This is a genomic window from Bacillus gaemokensis, assembly GCF_001590835.1.
Classification (GTDB): domain Bacteria; phylum Bacillota; class Bacilli; order Bacillales; family Bacillaceae_G; genus Bacillus_A; species Bacillus_A gaemokensis.
The window spans coordinates 26,163-40,952 of the sequence record NZ_LTAQ01000005.1 but is presented as its reverse complement, the minus strand read 5'-3'; the positions used below and the strand labels follow the sequence as shown (position 1 = coordinate 40,952).

The 14,790-nt window shown below is 35.7% G+C and carries 7 protein-coding genes and 2 pseudogenes; 2 read left to right on the top strand and 7 right to left on the bottom strand.

The window, feature by feature from the left end; genetic code table 11:
* Positions 1-73 precede the first annotated feature (73 nt).
* The 6 genes from AZF08_RS08130 to AZF08_RS08105 form a co-directional block, all read right to left on the bottom strand.
* Positions 74-1,534 (bottom strand): alanine/glycine:cation symporter family protein, encoded by a 1,461-nt coding sequence (locus AZF08_RS08130; protein WP_033675170.1) that lies wholly within the window; start codon positions 1,532-1,534, stop codon positions 74-76.
* Positions 1,535-1,693: 159 nt separating this feature from the next.
* A complete protein-coding gene (locus tag AZF08_RS08125) occupies positions 1,694-2,665 on the bottom strand; it encodes a phosphotransferase enzyme family protein (RefSeq protein WP_033675171.1) in 972 nt (323 codons plus the stop codon).
* A gap of 240 nt (positions 2,666-2,905) precedes the next feature.
* Positions 2,906-3,505, bottom strand: coding sequence for a TasA family protein (locus tag AZF08_RS08120; protein WP_033675172.1), 600 nt, complete (start codon positions 3,503-3,505; stop codon positions 2,906-2,908).
* 285 nt (positions 3,506-3,790) lie between these two features.
* The gene (locus tag AZF08_RS08115; protein ID WP_033675173.1) at positions 3,791-8,032 is read right to left on the bottom strand and encodes a S8 family serine peptidase; all 4,242 of its coding nucleotides are present in this window, start codon (positions 8,030-8,032) and stop codon (positions 3,791-3,793) included.
* Positions 8,033-8,445: 413 nt separating this feature from the next.
* Positions 8,446-9,087: a response regulator gene (locus AZF08_RS08110; RefSeq protein ID WP_033675174.1), complete on the bottom strand. Its 642-nt coding sequence runs from the start codon at positions 9,085-9,087 to the stop codon at positions 8,446-8,448.
* Between the two features lies 1 nt (position 9,088).
* The gene (locus tag AZF08_RS08105; RefSeq protein WP_033675175.1) at positions 9,089-10,921 is read right to left on the bottom strand and encodes a GAF domain-containing sensor histidine kinase; all 1,833 of its coding nucleotides are present in this window, start codon (positions 10,919-10,921) and stop codon (positions 9,089-9,091) included.
* Positions 10,922-11,225: 304 nt separating this feature from the next.
* Here AZF08_RS08105 and AZF08_RS08100 point away from each other — a divergent pair.
* Both AZF08_RS08100 and AZF08_RS08095 read left to right on the top strand, forming a co-directional pair.
* Positions 11,226-11,957: pseudogene (locus AZF08_RS08100) on the top strand (GerAB/ArcD/ProY family transporter); the annotation flags it as partial.
* Positions 11,948-13,068, top strand: a pseudogene (locus AZF08_RS08095) (Ger(x)C family spore germination protein). The pseudogenes AZF08_RS08100 and AZF08_RS08095, both read left to right, overlap by 10 nt.
* Positions 13,069-13,109: 41 nt before the next feature.
* On the opposite strand, the gene treC reads toward AZF08_RS08095, so the two are convergent.
* A complete protein-coding gene (treC, locus tag AZF08_RS08090; RefSeq protein WP_033675176.1) occupies positions 13,110-14,771 on the bottom strand; it encodes an alpha,alpha-phosphotrehalase in 1,662 nt (553 codons plus the stop codon).
* Positions 14,772-14,790: the final 19 nt, after the last annotated feature.

Genomic DNA, 14,790 nt, shown 5'->3' with positions numbered 1-14,790 from the left:
AAATAGAAATTCCCATTATTTGAGCAATAACAGACAGATAAACTGCCCGTTATTGCTTTACAAACATTTCACATCATGACACTTCTTCTTTTTTATCCTTTCCATACTCGTGTTCCCAAAAATCAGCATTTTTAATTCCTAGTTCCTGCGGATCAAATACAGGATCTTTTCCTTCTTTCTTCTGCTTTTCATAATCTTTCAATGCAAGTAGCGCTGGCTTTTGTAAGAATAAAATTGCAATGATATTTACCCATGCCATAATTCCTACGCCGATGTCACCAAGAGCCCACGCAGTCTCCGCTGTTTTCACGCAACCATAGAATACAACACCTAAAAAAACAAATTTTAATACAAATGACATCCATGGACGCTCTTTATCACGGTTTAAATAAGCGATATTTGTTTCTGCAATGTAGTAATACGCCATAATTGTTGTAAAGGCGAAGAATAATAAAGAAATTGCAACGAAACCGCTTCCAAATCCAGGGAATACAGATTCTACTGCAGCCTGTGTATATCCAGGTCCTGGCTGTGCTCCATTTAGTTTATTTACAATGAAGTTTTTTCCGCTTGCATCAAATACGTTATACATGCCTGTAATAATCATCATAAAAGCTGTTGCTGAACAAACAAATAATGTATCAATGTAAACGGAAAATGCCTGCACAAGACCTTGTTTAGCTGGATGCGATACCTCTGCAGCAGCGGCAGCATGTGGCCCAGTCCCTTGCCCAGCTTCATTTGAATAAATACCACGTTTTACTCCCCAAGAAATAGCCAAACCAATAATTCCACCAAAAGCAGCTTCTAATGCAAATGCACTTTTCAAAATCAACATGAATGCTTCTGGTAATTTTTCAATATTCATAAACACAATCACGCAAGCGACAAGAATATATCCAACCGCCATAAATGGAACAACAACTTGCGCTACATTAACAATTCGCTTAACTCCGCCAAAAATAATAAGAGCTAATACAACTACCATTACTGCTCCTGATACAGATGTATTAATACCAAAAGCCGTTTCCAAACTTACGGCAATACTATTTGCTTGAACGCCTGGCAATAGCATCCCAGTTGCAAGAATTGTCGCCGCAACAAACACAAGCGCATACCACTTAATCCCTAATCCTTTTTCAATGTAATAAGCTGGTCCACCGCGGAATTGACCTTGGTGCTTCGTTTTGTATATTTGCGCAAGTGTCGACTCTACATAAGCAGATCCTGCTCCTAAAAAAGCCACAGCCCACATCCAAAACACAGCTCCTGGTCCACCAAATGCAATAGCGGTTGCTACACCGGCGATATTTCCTGTTCCTACGCGTCCAGATAATGAAAGTGCTAGCGCCTGGAATGAAGAAACACCAGCCTCTGACTTTTCTCCTTTAAATGTAAGTTTCACCATCTCCCCTACATGTCTAACTTGTAGAAACCTCGTTCGAATGGAAAAATATAAACCTGCGCCTAAACATAAATAAACAAGTGCGGGACTCCATACAATAGTGTTTAGCCAGCTTACGAAAGCCTCCAATCTATTCCCCCCCTTTTTTATAAAGAATATTCAGAATATATAAAAATTATAAATGTATCTTTAGTCTATGACAATATTATTTTAATAAAACAAACATATTTTTGTATAAAAAAACAAAGTATATATTTGTTTTATATACTTTGTTCTCTTACAACTGTATTATATATTCACAATCGACTGTTGCCCCATAATTCTCTCATACAGTACATTGGATAGTTCAAGAAAATTCTCTGGCATCTCTTTCCCTTTGAACTTTTTCTGAATTGTACCATACAAGCCGACATCACGGAGTCTTAAAAACAACGGTAGCGATTCATACCAAATTTCTTCTAATTGGTGTTCAGATTCATATCCTTTTCTTAGCACTTTTAATTGATTACGAGCAAACACTGTTTTCTCTTCTTCTGTCCAGTTTGTTGTAAGTACAGAATAATAGATCACCATCGCCAAATCATGAACAAAATAATTGTAAGTTGCATCGTCAAAATCAAAAATCGTCAACTCTTTCCCATCATAATGAAAATTCCCTTGATGAATATCACCATGCATAAGTCCGAAAGTTTCCTTTGCTATTGGAAGTACCTTTATCTTATCAATTAGTGCATGTGCAATCTTTTTTACTTGTTTATCCTCTAATTCATCAATAATCGTCTTCTCATCTATTTCCCATGTCTCACGATATTCTGTTTTAGGATACTCCATTGTAAGGCGATGAAGTTGACCAATTGCTTTTCCCCACGCCTCAAAAAGATTGTCTCCCCAATACACTGAAGTTGCACCTTTTACTCTTTCTCCTTTTGCATATGCAAATAGAGAAGCGTAAAAGAAAGTTCCATCTACTGCTTGTATCCCTTCTACAAGTTTTTTAGATTTTGAATAATATGGCCCTGCAATCTTAGCTCCATGCTCTCCAAGATACTGTAAAAAGTCTAATTCTGCTTCTACTTGTTTTTCAGACCGATGAGAAGAGTGCGTTAATCTTAATACGTAAGATGCGCCCTTTTCATCTTCTGCACGAAAAATATAGTTTTCAAAATCTCCAAGCGGAGTTTCTTCCGCTTTAACATTAAATAAATTTGCTGCTTCTTCCAAAATTTCATTGGTAAAAACTCGTTCTACAGCTATTTCCATATATAATCCCTCCTTTATGTATCCCTTATTTAATTCGCCATAAACGTGAAAAGTACTGCTACGAATGTAAGTAAAAGGTATAAATCCTATCCACAAAAAAATCTGACAATAAAAAAAACAGATTGATTTATCAAACCAATCTGCACAATATTTAGAAGAAATTACCCAAAAGTGTTTACATCACAACTAAAGATATCGCTCTATCAACCTATTCTTGTATAAGAACAGTAATCTTTATATTTACTTATCCTCACCTTCTGTCTGCATTGAGTTGAAAGTCCAGTTCAAATTCAATGCATCTCCTTGAAACACATTTTGATCTTCACCGTTATCGACAAATGTGAACATTACATAGAAAGTATCATCATCACCAGGAGCAAGTCCGTTTCCTTCTCGATCTACAACACCTTTTTGTACAAGATCAAGAATACTTCCATTTTGTGTAGCTTCCTTCAATTCAGACAATGTAGTAGACCATATAGGTAATGTATTTTTATCTAAGTTCCACAAGAAATCAACGCGGATGTGATCACCGAAATCCAAGCTTCCATTATCTCCTTTAGCATCGGTTACAGTGTAATCAGTAAGAAGCTTCACATTTCCTATCGCTAATGTACCTTTGTTAACTAGCTGAAAACCTCGCTCCATTTCATCACCCGGCTTAATGTTATCGACATTGATAACAACTTTAGGATCAACGCTCAAATCTAAAGTACCAGCTGCAAACGTGTTATTTGATACTTCTTTATCACTGAAATACGCATACGTTCCTCCCCCAATTAAAGATAAACCAAGAACCGCAGTCATAGCACCCATACCAAGCCTTTTCTTAAGACCCATTTCAACAATCCCCCTATTTTAAAAATTCAAATTATAGATAACGTATTAATTCCACGAAAAATAATAATCAAGCTAGTAACTTGTCCCACGTTGAAAACTAACCAATTTTAATTACTTAATGTGGAAATTCAAGTATCAAAATACATTTCACTATAGAACTACTTTAAGAAAAAACGGTAATGTTACAATGAAGCATTACCGGTCCTCATTAATTATGGATGCACGTCCCTAATTGATTTTATAGTAGTTGTTTAATAGCATACTGTACTCCAAAATTATACCTACTTATTTTTTCGGTTCTAATCCAATCGAACGCAAAATTTTCTCTAACGTCACTGGTCCCACATTTTCTTTTGGTTTCTGATTCTCTTTAGCATCTGGACCTTTTTTCAAGAAGTTCTTCTCGATAAAGCGAATATCTGTTTCATTCACAACACCGTCTTGATTGATGTCACCATCTTTGACAGCCACTTTTCCTTTTTCATATGATAGAGCTGCGATTCTAGCATCTTGAATATCTACCATTTTATCGCCGTTCACATCACCAGCAAGGTTATCATCCATATTAGCTCTAAAATATTGACCTACTAATTCCCCGTCCTGCATTTTACCTATTTTTGTTGTTAATTTACTATTTAAATGACCCGGCATTTCTACAAAAATATCGTATTCTTTATCGCTCACAGGAACATTGTGAATTTCAAATTGGCCGTTATCATCAATCTTTCCTGTGTATTTCTTTCCATCCTTGCCAACCACGTACACTTTTGCTCCCAGTTTTGTGTAGTCGTTCTTACCTAAATACCCCTCTTCAGTCAAGAATGCTTCTGGTCCAATATATCCTGTAACCGTTGAATGTTTCGAAACAATAGAAAAGGATTTATCTTTAAACACAGGAATCTCAGCACCTTCTGATGTACCAGCTTTTGTATAAGAGAATTTATCTACTCCAAATACAGTTAAATCATTAAAATATTCATCGCTCGTCATCTCAAATGTAACATCTAAAAATGGTGTATCTCCATCTAATCCCTTAAATTCAGCTCCGTCTAAAGACGCGCCAACTTTTACTTTATTTTCCCAAGCGCCTTCTTCATTTATCGCCGAATCTTCTAACTTGATATTTAATCCATGTTGTTTTGCATATTCCGTAAGCGTTGGGTTGGGCTTAACATCTGTAAATTTAAATAGCTGTTTACTATAAGGAATCTCAAATGTACCTGACATAAGTTGTTTCACATTATTGAGATTTAAAGTTAACGTAATTTTTTCTCCTAATTTTATTTTATCTTTGTCATAGCTTGGAACGGCGTATTCTGTCCCTTCTTTGACAAAGACATAATCTTTAAATCCATTCGCCATATTCGCTGCAGTTGCGAGGTCATATCCAAATAACCTTAAATTAAGCGGTTCATTGATTTCCTCTGGAAGTACTCCAAATTTAAAATCACCATTGGCTTGAATTGTATTCAACCAACCTGACGGAAAAGCAGAGTTTTGGTAATATACAATTTCATTAGCCTTTTGGTCATACTGAAGGCCTTTTGCCTTTAATGCATCCACCGTAGAATCATAAATATTACCATGGACCCATAATGCACGCTGACTATCTTCTTCTTTGAACATAGATTCATTTACCTCATGAACCCCAGGTTGTACATCAGCAAATTTCACTTCAGGTTTAACATTATCAATAATTACGCTATCACCTTTTGTATAAGGTTTTCCTTCTTTGTCGTATCCAACGAAGTCCAGTTGGTAATCTCCATCAGGCAACATAACCCGCTTGTCTCCAATTGGATAATTCGGATCTCCTGTAAATGGGAACACATATCCTCCCATACCATCGAACATGATATATTCAGTATTCGGTGTTAGACTGCTAGCGTTAAGTGTACCAACAATTCCTAATGCCTTTCCTGTTTTTCGATCCTTCACAACTGCATCAATGGTTTCAAGTGGACTATTTAATTTAAATGTCAACGGTGAACTCGGTCTTTCCATAAATGGGTGGAAGTTAGATGCATCTGTCGCCATTGCATCTCTAAGCAAATCTACAGATGCAATTCCTTTTTCCGTGAATTTAACTGCGAATGGCACTTGATATGTTTCTTTGTCATTGTTTTTATTTGAAATATGAATGTACCCTTCATATCTACCAAATTCTGCGTTTTCTGGAATAATAATTTCAGGGTTAATTTCCCCAGATGCACCAGGAGCTACTTTAATAGAATCTTGTACATTTAATTTCACACCATTCTTTGCTGCATCTTTCACTCCTACATTTGTTGGCGAAAACTCTACTTCTAATTTGAACTCTTTTCCTTCTGTTTTACTATTGTTTTTAATGAGAACTTTTCGATTATCTTTAATTGGTCCATTTGCTAATTGCGTTTTATAACCGAATGCAATAGAACCAGTTTTTTCTTCAATTTCTACTTCTTCATCATTTACCACGTTTGTTGTTTTATCGATAACTTCAATCGCTGTATCTGTATGAACTGCACGATACGCATCAATTCTTCCTGATCCTACTTCAAATACAGAACGCTCTTCTTTTAAATCAACTGCTGTATTCATAAGTGCTTCTTTTACTTCAAACGGACTATAGTTTGGATGTTCTTGTAAAATTAATGCTGCTACCCCCGCAGTATGAGGAGTTGCCATAGATGTACCCGACATTCTTCCATACGCTACCAGATAATTATCGCCATCCTTTGGATCATTAATATATTCAGGAACAGTAGAGAAAATAGACACACCTGGCGCTACAATATCTGGTTTAATGTCATCTGTTTTACTTGCAGGACCGCGAGAACTGAAATCAGCTAAGTGATCTCCCTCTGTTTTTGTGTTACTCAGTTCTCCAAACGCTAAAGATAAATCTCCTTGTACAGCTTTTGCTTGTAATTTCTCACCATCTACTTTTGTTAAGCGGAAAGATGGAATAGATGAAGTACTTTCTCCAAGATAACTTGTAATTTCACCATCTACATTGTTGTACACAATCACAGCTTTCGCGCCTGCTTCCTTAGCATTTTTAATTTTTTCATCAAATGTAATCTCACCACGCTGGATGAGCGCTAGCTTCCCTTTTACATCTTTCCCCGTAAAATCATCTGATTTTCCAAGACCTGTATATACAACAGATAAGGATTGCCCTTTTAAATCCTCAAGCTTATCAGTAAAGCTTTTTCCAAGTAGCATCATCTTATCCACATGTAAATCACTCGCATCAGCCGAAAACGTTAGAATGCTCATCGCAGCGTCACTTGCTCCAACTGTAATCGGAAGTGCCGCCGCGCTAGGTGATCCAAGAGTCCCCTCTTCTGGACCGCTATTTCCTGCCGCTACAACTGTGACAACACCAGCTAACATGGCGTTGTTCACTGCCACAGAAGTCGGATATAAAGGATCATTAATAGACGCCCCTAGTGATAAATTGATAACATCCATATCGTCTTTCACAGCTTTATCAATCGCAGCAAGAATACCATTTACTTGTCCACTTCCATATGGTCCTAATACACGATATGAATATAAATCTACATCAGGGGCAACTCCCTTAACTGCATAATCTACGTTATTTTTTTGGTCTGCAGCAATGGTTCCAGCTACATGAGTACCATGAGATGTATAATATGCATTTCCATCATAAATCTCAGGATAACCTCCAGAATTTTGCCAGTCTTTATATGTTGTTTCCATTGGATCAGCATCGTTATTAACGAAGTCCCATCCTTTTACAGCGTTTGGATCTACTTTTTTTGGATCTTCCCCTTGTGTTGCACGATATCCTTTATATGCATCTTTTAAATCAGGGTGGTTATAATCGATACCTGTATCCAGTACCCCCACCTTAATTCCTTTACCTGTTATTTTTTCATCATGAAGCTTGTCCACACCGATTTGTGGTACACTATCTGCCATTTTTGGCTCGGCAGCAGCCTTAGCTGTTTCTTTCGGCAAATCAATTTTGACCTCCTGATCTTCCCATACGCGCTTAACAATACCAGTGCGAACTAAGTCTTCAATCATATTCCCAGGTAAGGACATTGCCACACCATTAAAAGCATTCTTATATTCTCTTGTTATTTTGGCAGATTTGAAATTTTCCCCTTTATCTTTCTTTTTTCGAAGCTGTTCAAGCTCAGATTTAAATCCTTTATGAGATGCTTCCACCTTTTGTTCTGCAGTGGAAAGAGCTAGCTTTTTCCCTTTAGCGGCTTGTTTTAGCACCTCAATTTTAGCAGGAGCTTGCTTGAACTCTACAATTACATTCACATTATCAGGACTTGCTGTATTGATACCTGGTGAAATAACAAAACCCGGTTTTGTATCTAATGTTTTTAAAGCATTACGTTGTTCCTTTGTAAGTCCTTTCAATATAGAATTTGCATCATCAATTCCAGTTAAAGTAGATGTATTTACCTCTTCTGCCAATACGTTATATGGAATTCCTTGAGACAATAACATACCAACCGTCAACGTTCCAATAAGAATCTTTCCAAATTTTCTTCTCTTCATATGGCATCCCCTTATAATTACAAAATTATTTTTTCTAAACGAATTGATTCTCAAAAACTTGTTCAGCATTGGCAATTCTATCAATCTTGAACCTTTATTTCGTATAATTGAGAATATCCAACACTGCTACCATCCCCACATTTCATCTAGCTGACCACTCACTTTAATTTTTTCTATAAAAGCCCCCCATAATTTATTTTCAATAACAGATTTTTATAAAATGAATTATTAATAGGATTAAACTATAATTCTATTTTTATTATTCCACATTCTAATTTTTCTGAAAATTGAACAAAAGGAGTAATTTTTATTCTAATGATTCTACGCCTAAATAGTACAAAAGAACTATCTTGCTCTTTATTCCTTGTAATATAGAATAAAGAAACACGATAGTTCTTTTAAACATCTCTTATTTAGTCCAGCGGAACCAGTTGATTTCGAACAGCATAAATCACTGCTTGCGAACGACTTTTTACATTTAACTTTTTAAAGATTTTATTAATGTGAATTTTAACTGTCTTATCACTAATATATAGAGCCTCAGCGATTTCTTTATTACTAAACCCTTTGACCAATTCAAAGAGAATTTCCTTCTCACGTTCTGTCAATTCATTTTCGTTTAATTCTGATTTCATTTGTTGCTGATGATACGTAATTAATTTCTTCGTCATGCGCGGATGAATAACTGAATCGCCTTGATATAACATTCGAATTGCTGCCACTACTTGCTCCGATGATGAATCTTTCAACAAATAGCCATCAGCACCCGCCTGGAGCGCATCCATTAAATACTCATCATGCTCATACATAGTAAAAGCAAGCACTCGGCAAGTCGGATACTGTTTTTTCACTAATGCCGTAGCTTCAACTCCATTTTTCCCAGGAAGATTAATATCCATCAGAATACAATCTGGCTCGCATTCCTCGACTTTTTCCAATACTTCATCCCCAGAGACAGCTTCTCCAACTACTCTTATGTCAGATTCAACCTCTAGTATGCTACGAATTGCGTCTCTTAAAAAAGCATGATCATCCACTACTAATATTTTAATCATTTTACGCACCCCTTGTTTGTGAATCTGGAATTAACAATGTAATTTCTGTCCCCTTCCCTACAGAACTATCAATCTGTAAAGTAGCCCCTAGCTGTTCAGCTTGTTCATTCATATGTAATATACCATAATGTGGATCGGACTTCGTTTTAACCATAGACTCAAATAGCGAAAAACCAATTCCATTATCCTTCACCTTTAAAAGTACGTGTTCACGCTGATAACTTAACAAAACATCAACTGTTTCTGCATGTGCATGTTTAACAATGTTCTGCAAACTCTCTTGAAATGTATCAAAAATAACTCTTTCTTTAGAAAAACTGATTGTACGAGAATGACCTCTTTCATGGTATCTAATGTCTAGTTCGTATTCTTGTTTTAAAGATTTTATCTTACTTGCTATCGCTTGCTTAAGTCCTAATTGTTGTGTTGGATATGGCTTTAAAGCATAAATAGAATAGCGAACTTCTCCTAAACTTCCCCTTAATTTCCTTATACTGCTTTCCACTACTTGTTGCATATCTATAGGTTTATCACCGTATTTTTTCTGAGCTGATTCTAGTTGGAATATTACCCCAGCCAACGCTTGTGCGATACCATCGTGAATTTCGCGTGCAATTCGATTTCTTTCTTCTAAAATCATTCTTTTTTCCTGTTCAGAAATTAGTATCCTTGTTTTAACTACGTTAGCTAATTGGTTAGAAAATGTAGCTAAGGACTGTACATCTTCTGGAAAAAAACCCGCATTTCTACTTTTTCCTGCAACAAACATTCCAACTAATTCATTATTTATAATAAGAGGAAAATATACAAGTGAGCGTATGACATTATCAAATACTTCATCTCCAGGAGCCATACCAGTTTTCCAATCATTAAAAACAAGATTTTTAGAGATTGCCTCAAACGCCTCATATATATCAGAATGATCAGAAACATCAGAATGCACTTCCCCATCTTTTAATAGAAGATTCCAATCCCCATCATCTTTTGTCCATATTACATATGCTTGTATTCCCAAAAAACCTTTAAGTGCTTGTTTTATGTGCTTCAAGTTTCCTCCAGTTAGTCCACGACTTATTTCTGTTGTAATAAGAAACAGTTCGTATAATCGTTCCTTCTCCATCCTTATTCGCACAGAAAAAGAGCTGATAACTGAAATTGCTACAAGTGGAAAAAAGAAAAACAACACTGTAATCTCGTTTATCTCCACACCATATTTACTAACTAAGATATGCATAAGAGCAGCGTAAAATAAACCAAAAGTTTCACAAAGAAATACCGTTATAGATTTTTTATACCATTGATGTATCGAATACGGCTGAGGAAGAAGTACCATTAACAAATCGTAAAAACGGTTGTTGAAAAAACAAAAAAGCAGACAAAACAATAACAAAAATATTAATTTCTCATACAGAACTGACATGTCCATTCTGCTAATCAATAAAGACATACATTGGTTGGAAAACCATTCTGCCAAGATCAAACTAAGAGCATGCTGGGTACTATTAAATAGCATTCTTTGTATTGGCGAACGACGAAGCAGATGAATAATTAACGTAACAAATACAATAGCGATAATAGTTATATGTATTCCAAACTGCCAACTCATAGCGTAAATAACCGGAAAGGTAAGCGAGCTAGTTCCTCTCCAAAATCGTACAGGAAAATACTCTGCAATCCCCATAAATATTAATAACAATATTAGTATTGTTGGATGAGAAGGGATTTTAATTTCAAGTAAAGATATAGTTATAGTAATCAAACCAAGAAAAGAAATGAAATAAAGATAAAAACTAGCAACTTTTTCTCTCATAGAAATAGAATCTACATCTTTCAAAACAGTCCCTTCTTTCTTTATAAAAATATATTTTCTCTATTATCCAACAAAAAACCGGCACTGGCAAAATGGAAGAACTTCCACTAGCCAATCACCGGCTGTGTACTACGCCTAAACAGGCAAGACACAATATTAGTATAAATCTACCTTCTTAAATTTTCTATTCATCAAATGATGTAATTATAAATACCATTGGACTTACTCTCCATAGTCCAAAAGATATATATTAATATCGTTAATCTAGTATAGATGTAATTCGCTTGTAATTTTATCTCTAAATTCAAAGCAAGAAACTCCTTGATCTGCCATTCTCATTTTATTTACGGTCGCTTGTTCATTTTTAGCCTACAATACATTCAAAGTCATTGTACGATTTTACGTTATGGCATCGATCCTTATTATTCCTTTAGCTTTTTTAATTGGTCTCGGTCTTACCCGTGCTGAGTTTTCATATATTTTTCCGATTATAGAAGCGGGTTGGTGGAATATCGTTCGGGGAGCTAAAGAAACGATAACTGTGATGTACGGGTTCGAAATTATACTCATTGCCTATCCATTTGTACAAGGAAGTCCGGCAGCAAGGCTAAAAGCAATTTCAATTGCCAATGGATTTGTGACGTTATTTTATACTTTTACAGTATGGATCTGTTTTATCGTCTTTAGCCCAAAGCAAGTTGAACTGATACCTGAACCAGTCGTATATTTACTAAGATCTCTTCACATCGGCATCGTAGACCGCGCTGACCTAATTTTTATTCCTATGTGGATGACAACTGTTGTGGTTTCTATTGCCAGTTACTTCTGTGCATCTTCAACCGGAATTGGCCATATTTTCAAACTAGATAAACACCAGAAAGCTGTTCCCATTGTAGGTCTTATTTCTTTTAGCATCGCATGTTTTTTTGACATACCTGAAGAGCTAGAAGTTATTGCGAATTTCACAGATCATATCACGTATATTTTCATTGTCATTCTTCCTCTATTATTTCTACTTTACGCCATACTGTGGAATAAGAAAGGTGGAGAATCGTGCTAAAAAGAAAACTATGTATCATTGTATGCTCGCTCCTACTCCTTTCAGGATGCTGGGACCAAGAACCACTGAGAGATGCTCGTTTAGCTTATAGTATTGGCTATGACCTTTCTAATAAAAATCGACTCAAACAAACAGTTGAGCTTGTAAGAAGTTCTGGCGGAGAACAGTCCTCTGTTATAAATGAAATTCACTCGGCGACTGGTCATACAGCGCGAGATACGAGTGATTCGCTAAGAAAAGACGTAACAGGAAATATTCGTTATTTCAAATATGGAGTACAGTTAATGGGAAAACCGCTTGAAAAAAAGGGGATATTTCCACACCTAGATGTCAGTTTCCGTGATCCAGGTAATCCAACTGCACTTGTAAAACTCATTTCAGTAGATGGAAGTGCCTCTAAAATTCTTGAGAAAAAAAGATAGGGAATTTGTTAATAGGTGAGTTTTTAAAGAAAAAAGTACAAAGTTTAGAAGACATGAGTGTTTTCCCGAAAGAAACCTTAGAAACCGTATTCCGAAAAATGGTAGACCCTGGTGAAGACTTTACACTTCCTTCCATAAAAATTAAAGGAAAAGAAATTATAACAAATGGAATAGCGTTATTTCACAATGATCGATTAACAGGTCTTTTACCTCCTGAACAGTCAGCGCTCTTCGTATCGCTATCCGAGAAAATGGGCCCAAGCGGTCGTATAACCCAGAAATTATCAGGAGAAGATTCAGCCAAACCATCTGATTATGTGACCGTTGAAGTAAGTAATCGAAAAGTAAGAAGAAACTTAAAAATAACAACCGACAAAAGCGGAGATGTTCATGTAAACATCAAACTTCATTTACGGGTCATTGTCGTCGAATATCCGAAAGATCAGTTACATAAAGCAAAAGAACGGAAAAAATTAAACAAGCAATTATCCCAGCAACTTACAAAAGAATCAAAGAAAATTATTAAAACTCTTCAAAAAGCGAATTGCGATGCTTTTGGTGTTGGGAGACATCTGATTGCTTATCACCCGGATTTGTGGAAGAAAAAGAACTGGAAGAAAGATTACCCAAAAGTAAAGTTTACTCCTGAAGTAGAAGTAAAGATGTTATATAGCGGTGTTTTAAATTAATAAGAGGTTATATACCCACAGCATACAACCTCTTATTCCAATTAATTAGTAAATCGATACACAATGGATTCATACGGCTTCAATACAAGATTTCTAATATCTCTATCTGAATCCTCATAATTTGATAACAATATTTCTTGCTTCATGCCATTTACCTGAACCTCATCTGGTACAGAATATGTGATTGTTTCCCCATAAAAATTGCTTAAAACAAGTAACACTTCATTATCCAATGTACGAGTATACACCCAAATATTCGGATGATTCATATCTATAACTTCATATTTCCCTTCTGTAATTACATCATATTTCTTTCTAAGATCAATTAGCATTTTATAGTGATAAAACACAGATCCTTTATCTTGTAATGCTTGTTCCACATTAATATTTTTATAATTATCTGCAGCTGATATCCAAGGTGTGCTTGTTGTAAAACCAGCATTCTCTTCTGCATTCCACTGCATAGGAGTACGCGAATTATCACGAGATTTCTGCTGTAGGATACCAATGATTTCTTCGTTTGACATCCCTTCTCCTTGCTTCATTTTATAAATATTTAAAGATTCTACATCCCGATATAGCTCAATACCGTCAAATTTTGGATTCGTCATCCCGATTTCTTCACCTTGATAAATGTAAGGTGTACCTTGTAACATATGCAACGATGTTGCTAGCATTTTAGCAGATTCATTTCGGTACTGTTTATCATCACCAAAACGAGAAACAATGCGTGGCTGATCATGATTGCACCAGAATAAAGCATTCCAGCCCCCGCCCTCTTGCATCTCAATTTGCCAATTTGACATGATTTCTTTTAATTTTATAAAATCAAAATCAGCTTTCGTCCACTTATCTCCATTTGGATAGTCTACTTTTAAATGATGGAAACTAAATGTCATACTTAATTCCTTACGCTTTGGATTCGAATACTTAATACAATTATCAATTGTTGTAGATGACATTTCTCCAACTGTAATTACATCTTTTCCTTCAAAGACATTTTGATTCATCTCTTGTAAATATTCATGAACACGTGGTCCATCTGTATAATATTTACGTCCATCACTTGTAGCTAAGCTTCCTTCATCATCTAAAAAACGCTGATCTTTTGAAATTAAGTTAATCACATCGAGTCGAAATCCTGTTACCCCTTTATCGAGCCAAAAGCGCATCATGTCATATACTTCTTGACGAAGAAATTCATTTTCCCAATTTAAATCAGCTTGTGTTTTATCAAATAAATGCAAGTAGTATTGTCCTGTTTCTTCATCATACTCCCAAGCAGAACCACCAAATTTAGATTGCCAATTATTTTTTTCATCACGCCAAATATAATAATCACGATACGGACTATTTTTATCTTGCCGGGATTCTTTAAACCACTTATGCTCCGTTGAACTATGATTTACAACAATATCAAGCATAATATCAATCCCGCGTTTTTTAGCCTCTGTTAACAGTTCTTCAAATTCTTCCATCGTTCCATAAGAAGGATCTATCGCATAGTAATCACTCACATCGTAGCCATTATCATTTTGCGGTGATTGATATACCGGCGTTAACCAAATATAATCTACTCCGAGTTCTTTTAAATAATCTAGTTTCTCTGTGATCCCTTTTATGTCACCAGTTTCTGTGTTATAAAAGCTATTAAAGCTTTTCGGATAAATTTGATAGACAACACTTTTATGCCAATCTTTCATGCCAAACTTCCTCCTACTT